This window comes from Vibrio sp. Vb1337 (assembly GCF_033338715.1).
GTDB classification, from domain to species: domain Bacteria; phylum Pseudomonadota; class Gammaproteobacteria; order Enterobacterales; family Vibrionaceae; genus Vibrio; species Vibrio alginolyticus.
In genome coordinates this window covers 161,422-168,972 of sequence record NZ_JAWOTD010000012.1, presented here as the reverse complement: position 1 = coordinate 168,972, position 7,551 = coordinate 161,422, and the positions used below count along the sequence as shown (strand labels likewise).

Sequence of the window (7,551 nt, the reverse complement as noted above, 5' to 3'; positions counted from 1 at the left end):
TCTATCGCAAGCGTCAAGCTCAATCCTTGCGCAAGCGAAACAAGCGCCTAACTCAGCGCTAAGTCTGCTAGGTTAATCAATTTAACAAAGCAAGAAACCAAAGCCAGGCTCATCCCTGGCTTTTTGCTTATTGGCTATAACGATTCAGATGTGTCCTGACATTATGTTCGATAAGGCATTTATATCGATTAGATGATCTCTTTAAATTCCAATGTTTCTGCGATGGTGGCGCAGAGACACCTGAGTCAAGCAGCTGCGCAAAATGTTGAGTCACAACGCAACCTAACTTCGGGGTTTCGAATCAACTCGGCGAGCGATGATGCGGCAGGTTTACAGATATCGAATACTCTCCATGTACAAACGAGAGGGCTTGATGTCGCCTTAAGAAATGCGCACGACGCTTTTTCTGTTGCTCAAACAGCGGAGGGAGCATTGCACGAAAGCAGTGACATATTGCAACGCTTACGCTCTCTGGGGCTTCAAGCAGCAAACGGCAGTTATGACTTAAGTGATCGGCAAAGTATTCAATATGAGGTCGTAGCGCTGCAAGATGAGCTTGATCGTGTCGCGCTCACGACAACATTTGCGGATAAAAACCTGTTTGATGGATCTTACGGTTCACAAAGTTTCCATATTGGCGCGAACGCTAATTCAATCTCTTTGACGTTACGTAACATGCGTAGCCATATCCCAGAGATGGGAGGGCAGCATTATGTTGGTGATGCGGTCGATAAAGATTGGCGAGTCACTAAAGATAACCAAACCCTAAAAGTCGAATACCAAGACAGTAAAGGGCAAACCCAAACGGAATCCATTGGACTCAAATTGGGTGACCGTATAGAACAGGTCGCCACTTACATCAATGCTCAACAATCGATAGTGAATGCTTCAGTAACGGAAAACAACGAACTGCAATTCTTCGCTTCTACGATGAAGGCGCCAGAGGGTGTGGTTCTCGATGGGAGTTTAGCGGATGAGCTTGATGTGAGCGCTGGTCAATTAGTCACAATGGATGACATCGATATGTCGACGGCAGGTAAGGCGCAGCTTTCAATTGGGGTGATTGATGCAGCGATTAAGTATGTTGATTCTCACCGGAGTGAAATTGGCAGCTTTCAGAACCGTGTAAACGGCTCGATGGATAACTTAAATACTGTGAATCGGAGTGTTACAGAATCCAAGAGTCGAATAAGAGATACAGACTTCGCAAGAGAATCTACGGAAATGGTGCGTTCTCAAGTGCTCCAAGATGCGACAACTGCGTTATTGGCTCAGGCAAAGCAAAGGCCGAGTTCGGCACTTGGATTACTTAGCTGAGCGGGTTTCAGCGATGCCCATCGCTCAGAAAAAAGTCAGATAATAAAAAACGCTGCCATTGGCAGCGTTTTTTTCGTGTTCGATTAAGTAAAAATTACTTAGTTACACGTAGAACTGGAGTTTCACCAACAGTTACAGAACCAGAAAGCTTGTTTAGCTCTTTGATTTCGTCCATGTTAGAGATAACAACTGGAGTTAGCGTTGACTTCGCTTTCTCTTCTAGAAGAGCTAGATCGAATTCAATTACAGTGTCGCCAGCTTTAACAGTTTGACCTTCTTCAGCGATACGCGTGAAGCCTTCGCCTTTTAGTTCAACTGTGTCGATACCGAAGTGAACGAAAAGCTCAACACCGTCGTCAGACTCGATAGAGAACGCATGGTTAGTTTCGAAGATCTTACCGATAGTACCGTTTACAGGAGCTACCATTTTGTTGCCTGCTGGCTTGATAGCAATACCGTCACCAACGATTTTCTCAGCGAAAACAACATCTGGCACGTCTTCGATGTTTACAATCTCACCAGAAAGTGGCGCGATGATTTCGATAGCACCAGCGTCAGCGCTGTCATCAGATACAAGCTTCTTAAGTTTGTCAAACAGACCCATTGTGTCATGCTCCTAAGGTTTGGTTTTATTCTGTCGAATTATAGTATACCAATATAGCTCATTAGACGACTTTTTTCGCCGTCTAATGGCCATTAAGTATTGAATTACTTGGTACTACCGATTACTGAGCTTTCTCAGCAATAAACTTTTCTACCACGGCTTCGATTTCTTCTGCTGTCGGTAGAGAAAGGGCTTCTTCAGCCATTGCTTTCACTTCTGCGAAGTTAGAGTTACGAACTACTTTCTTCACTTTAGGGATTGAAATGCCGCTCATTGAGAACTCGTCCAGACCCATACCTAGAAGTAGAAGTGTTGCACGCTCGTCACCTGCAAGTTCACCACACATACCAGTCCATTTACCTTCTGCGTGAGAAGCGTCGATAACTTGCTTGATCACAGTAAGTACAGCTGGTGATAGTGGGTTGTATAGGTGAGAAATCATCTCGTTACCACGGTCAACCGCTAGCGTGTACTGAGTTAGGTCGTTTGTACCGATAGAGAAGAAAGACACTTCCTTCGCTAAGTGGTGTGCGATCGCAGCAGCAGCAGGAGTTTCAACCATAACACCGATTTCGATGTTTTCGTCGAACACGTGGCCTTCAGCGCGTAGCTCTTCTTTGTACTCTTCGATGGCTTTCTTAAGCTCACGGATTTCTTCGACAGAGATGATCATTGGGAACATGATACGCAGTTTGCCGTGTGCAGAAGCACGTAGAATGCCACGTAGCTGATCACGAAGGATTTCACGACGATCTAGACTGATACGTACAGCGCGCCAGCCTAGGAATGGGTTCATCTCTTTTGGAAGATCCATGTATGGGAGATCTTTATCGCCGCCGATATCCATAGTACGGATGATCACAGCTTGACCGTTCATTGCTTCCGCAACTTCTTTGTACGCTTGGTACTGTTCTTCTTCAGTTGGTAGCGCAGTACGGTCCATAAATAGGAATTCAGTACGGTACAGACCAACACCTTCACCGCCGTTACGAAGGATACCGTCACAGTCTTTCACTGTACCGATGTTACCGCAAACTTCTACACGATGACCGTCAGTCGTTTCTGCGTGTAGGTCTTTCAGTTTCGCTAGCTCTTCTTTTTCAGCTAGGAATGCTGCTTTAACCGCTTTCGCTTCTTCTAGCTCAGCTTCTGATGGGTTGACAACAATCTTGTTGTTCATTGCGTCAAGAATCAGCATGTCGCCATTCTTAACTTTCTTCGTGATGTCGTTAGTACCAACGATAGCTGGAAGCTCAAGTGAGCGAGCCATGATTGAAGTGTGAGATGTACGACCGCCGATATCACAAGCAAAACCAAGCACGTAGTCTAGGTTAATTTGCGCAGTTTCAGATGGCGTTAGGTCGTAAGCAACAAGAATTACTTCTTCGTTGATATCACTAAGCGAAACAATGTTGATGCCTAGTGCGTTCTTAACAAAACGAGAACCGATATCGCGGATGTCAGTTGCACGCTCTTTTAAGTATTCGTCGTCTAGAGACTCAAGAGCACATGCTTGCTCTTCGATCACTGAGTGGATAGCGTGATCAGCAGTCATCTTGTCGTTTTTGATAAGTGCTAGGATTTCCTCTTCTAGCTCTTCGTCTTCAAGAAGCATGATGTGACCTTCAAAGATCGCTTCTTTTTCTTCGCCAAACGTTTCAAGCGCTTTTTGCTTGATAGTTTCTAGCTGAGCTGCAGATTTGTTACGAGCGTCAAAGAAACGCTGAACTTCAGCTTCTACTTGATCGTCAGAAATAGTGTTTGTGTTTAGGACAATTTCATCTTCTTGAAGTAGTAGTGCTTTACCGATTGCAATACCAGGAGATGCTAGGATGCCTGAAATCATAGCCTTACCTTAAGTTTGGTCAACTTTATAAAACGGGAGAATAATGGGTGCGCTAACGAATAGTTTTAGCTTAGTTTTGAGCCTATTTCCAACGAAGCCATTTTGCTTTCACAAAATGGCTTCTGGAGTAGGAGACCGGATTAGTGTAGTTGGTCCATTAGAGCAACTAGGTGGTCAACTGCTTGCTGAGCTTGTGGGCCTTCAGCAGAAATAGTAACTTGAGTACCTTTTACTAGGCCTAGTGTTTGTAGTTTGAACAGGCTCTTAGCGCTAGCGCTTTTACCGTTAGAAGTCACAGTGATGTCTGCGTCGAATGCTTTTGCTTCTTTAACAAACTGTGCAGCTGGACGAGTGTGAAGGCCGTTTTCTGCTGTGATTTCTACTTGCTTCTCGTACATGTGATATACCCCAATAAATGTATTTTTTTGTTAGTTTGTGACCAGATTTTAGCTTAACTGCTTTACATCTTGTGCGCTAGCACGGGAAGAGTTCAAAGCGCGTCAGTTCTGATACTAGTCAAAAGTTTGGTAACTACGCAACTGTTTGCGTGCGTAATCACTTTGAAACCTTTTTGTGTTCTGCTTCTTTATTTTGAAGCTAGAAATAAAACACCCTGATATTACCAAAGGTAGGGCAGGGATCAACAAAAAAGCCCCTAAACGGGGCTTTTTTAAACTAAAAATTGATTTGAACACATATTATTGTTGGTTCTCTTTTTCGGTAAAGATACCTGCAAAGAGTGCTGTACTTAGGTAACGCTCACCGGAACTTGGCAAGACGGTTACAATTGTTTTTCCTTCAAATTCAGGTAGTTCCGCAAGTCGGTTCGCTGCAACAACCGCTGCGCCAGATGAGATACCAGCTAGGATACCTTCCTCTTCCATTAGGCGACGAGCCATCTCAATCGCTTCTTCTGAGGTAACTTGCTCAACACGGTCAATAATGTCTAAATCGAGGTTACCAGGGATGAAACCAGCACCGATACCTTGAATTTTGTGTGGGGCAGGCTGGATTTCTTCGCCAGCAAGTGCTTGTGCAATAACCGGAGACTCTGCTGGCTCAACTGCAACAGAAGTGATGGCTTTGCCTTTTTCACCTTTGATGTAACGGCTAGTACCTGTAATAGTACCGCCCGTACCAACACCAGCAACGAATACGTCGATTTCACCGTCTGTCGCTTCCCAAATCTCAGGGCCCGTAGTCTTTTCGTGGATTTCTGGGTTCGCTGGGTTGTCAAATTGTTGAAGAAGTAGGTACTTCTCAGGGTTGCTTGCTACGATTTCTTCTGCTTTAGCAATCGCCCCTTTCATGCCTTTCGCCGCTTCAGTCAGCTCAAGGTTCGCGCCTAGTGCTTTTAGTAGCTTACGGCGTTCTAGGCTCATTGATTCAGGCATGGTCAATGTTAGCTTGTAACCGCGAGCAGCCGCTACGAATGCTAGAGCAACACCAGTGTTACCACTGGTAGGTTCTACAAGCTCTACACCTGGCTTAAGAAGGCCCGCTTTCTCTGCTTCCCAAATCATGTTTGCACCGATACGGCACTTAACACTGAAGCTAGGGTTACGCGCTTCAATTTTTGCGAGAACTTTGCCTTTACTTACTTTGTTTAGACGAACGAGAGGTGTATTACCAATAGTAAGAGAGTTATCTTCGTAGATTTTGCTCATAGTGATGTTCCTTCATTACACGTTGTGTGAATATGGATAGAAGAATATGCGGTATGAAAAAAAGGGAAAAGGATTAAAAAGTTATATCTTATTAGGTTGGCCCAGAACTTGATAAAAGAAAAGGGAAAAGCTGGCGCTGATCCCTTTCCTTAATCTCTAATCGACTATCGTTGGTGCTTAAACTCCGCGACCCACATAGCGGTTGCACCACATATTGCTACAGGCATGACAATGAGGTTCAAAATTGGGATCGTCGTAAACACAGACACCAATACCCCAAAGCCATAGGCCTTACCTTGCTTTTGTTTCAATTTGTAACGCATGTCGTTAAATGGGATTTTATGGTTATCAAACGGGTAGTCACAATATTGAATCGCGAGCATCCAGGCGGTAAAGATAAACCATAAAAATGGGCCTACTGTTTGTCCAAGGGCAGGGATGAGCAATAATAGGAATAGGCCTATTGCTTTAGGTAAAATGTAAAGGAGCTTTCTCCACTCACGAGCTAAAACGCGAGGAACATCTTTCAGGACGGCAGTGAAACCATCATCATTTACTTTTTGTCCCGTTAAGTACTCTTCCACTTTTTCAGCCAAGAGGCCATTGAATGGCGCGGCGATAAAGTTCGCGAGCGTGCTGAAAAAATAGGAGAAGGTAGCGAGTATCGTCAGAGCGAGTAAAGGCCAAAGAATGTAAGTTAACCAGGATAAAAACTCAGGCAGCTGCCCAATCCAGCCTTCTATCCATATATTAAGGTTTGAAAATAGATAGAAGATGGCACCACCTACAAGCAAGATATTTGCAAGTAGAGGTAAGATGACAAAGCGCCTGATTTTAGGGGCAAGTGCCAATTGTATCCCGTATAGAAAATAACCGAACCCGGTTCTCTGCTGATTGTTTTGCTTCATGTCTATTTTGGCTTCGTGTAAATGAAAACTCATTGTACCTGTGAGGACTTTTCTTTCAATGCCCTGACAAATGACGTCTTGTTAAGTGGAATCGTGGCAAGAATCACAACAAAAAACGGAACTTCTTGCATTAAGTTGTTCTAAATCTACATATAGTTTTGGTAAAGTAAACGTATCATTCAGATTTATTGCACTTGGGTTGCTGCTCAAGGAACTGCGAGTAGTAAAAACAAGTATATTGAGAGTAAATAATGCAGGAATTGCGATTCGTACTCATTGTTGTTGGCGCATTAGCCATCGCGGCATTACTGTTTCATGGTTTATGGAGCAGTAAAAAAGAAGGCAAAGCAAAGTTTGGTAACAAGCCACTTGGTAAGCTGGATGTTGACCAAGAAGACAAAAATGATCTTGTTGAGAAAGAACGAGACTTCGTTCCCGCTCCTGAAGATGACTTTGAGATCATTCGCAAAGATCGCAAAGAACCAGATTTTGGGATGGCGAATTCTTTCGACAACAAGTTTGAATCTGACCCGTTATTCGGTGGTCCATCTGAAGTCAAACAGACGCAGCAGGAGCCGGATGACATCCCTTCATTTGTTGCAGAAAAAGATAAAGAAGAGGACGTTGAGCCTGTTGTTCAAGCAACAGTAGCTGAAGAGCCATTCCAGCCCGCTGTGGAAGAAGACGCTATTCCCGCCGCGTTTGATATTACGGAGAAAGAACAGCAAGTCGAAACGGTTAGTGAGCCTGTCGTTGCAGAGCCTAAGGAAGAGCCAAAGCCAGAACCTGAAATGCAAGTGATTGTATTGAATGTGCACTGTGCTGGTGAAGAGCCATTTGTTGGTACTGCTTTATTTGAAAGTATGCAACAAAACGGTCTAATTTATGGCGAGATGGATATTTTCCACCGTCATGTCGACTTGTCCGGTAACGGCAAAGTGCTGTTTAGCGTCGCTAATATGATGCACCCTGGTACGTTTGAGCATGCTGATCCTGCTGAGTTTACAACGAAGGGTATTTCATTCTTCATGACATTGCCTTGTTATGGCGAGGCTGAACAGAACTTCAACTTAATGCTCCGAACTGCGCAGCAAATTGCTGATGATTTAGGTGGTAACGTACTTGATGACCAGCGCAACTTAATGACGCCAGATCGTTTAGCATCTTATCGACGTCAAATAGTTGAGTTTAATGCCGCTAACGCATAAT

At 44.2% G+C, this 7,551-nt stretch carries 7 protein-coding genes; 2 read left to right on the top strand and 5 right to left on the bottom strand.

The genetic code is table 11. The annotated features are described in order from the left end of the window. Positions 1 to 192: 192 nt before the first annotated feature. Positions 193 to 1,317 (top strand): flagellin, encoded by a 1,125-nt coding sequence (locus tag R7E42_RS15360; protein ID WP_318072797.1) that lies wholly within the window; start codon positions 193 to 195, stop codon positions 1,315 to 1,317. Positions 1,318 to 1,411: 94 nt separating this feature from the next. Here the strand turns inward: R7E42_RS15360 and crr are convergent, their stop codons facing one another. From crr to cysZ, 5 genes are all read right to left on the bottom strand, one after another. Continuing rightward, positions 1,412 to 1,921: a PTS glucose transporter subunit IIA gene (crr, locus tag R7E42_RS15355; RefSeq protein ID WP_005382041.1), complete on the bottom strand. Its 510-nt coding sequence runs from the start codon at positions 1,919 to 1,921 to the stop codon at positions 1,412 to 1,414. A gap of 121 nt (positions 1,922 to 2,042) precedes the next feature. Beyond that, positions 2,043 to 3,767: a phosphoenolpyruvate-protein phosphotransferase PtsI gene (gene ptsI / locus R7E42_RS15350; RefSeq protein WP_005382042.1), complete on the bottom strand. Its 1,725-nt coding sequence runs from the start codon at positions 3,765 to 3,767 to the stop codon at positions 2,043 to 2,045. Positions 3,768 to 3,907: 140 nt separating this feature from the next. After that, the gene (locus R7E42_RS15345) at positions 3,908 to 4,165 is read right to left on the bottom strand and encodes an HPr family phosphocarrier protein (protein WP_005382043.1); all 258 of its coding nucleotides are present in this window, start codon (positions 4,163 to 4,165) and stop codon (positions 3,908 to 3,910) included. Positions 4,166 to 4,465: 300 nt separating this feature from the next. Next, the gene (cysK, locus tag R7E42_RS15340) at positions 4,466 to 5,434 is read right to left on the bottom strand and encodes a cysteine synthase A (protein ID WP_005382045.1); all 969 of its coding nucleotides are present in this window, start codon (positions 5,432 to 5,434) and stop codon (positions 4,466 to 4,468) included. A gap of 164 nt (positions 5,435 to 5,598) precedes the next feature. Next, entirely contained in the window at positions 5,599 to 6,342 is a 744-nt protein-coding gene (gene cysZ / locus R7E42_RS15335; RefSeq protein WP_025998633.1) for a sulfate transporter CysZ, read from the bottom strand. A gap of 251 nt (positions 6,343 to 6,593) precedes the next feature. Between cysZ and zipA the strand changes: the two genes are divergently transcribed. Continuing rightward, positions 6,594 to 7,550: a cell division protein ZipA gene (gene zipA / locus R7E42_RS15330; RefSeq protein WP_318072796.1), complete on the top strand. Its 957-nt coding sequence runs from the start codon at positions 6,594 to 6,596 to the stop codon at positions 7,548 to 7,550. The last annotated feature ends 1 nt before the right edge of the window (position 7,551 follow it).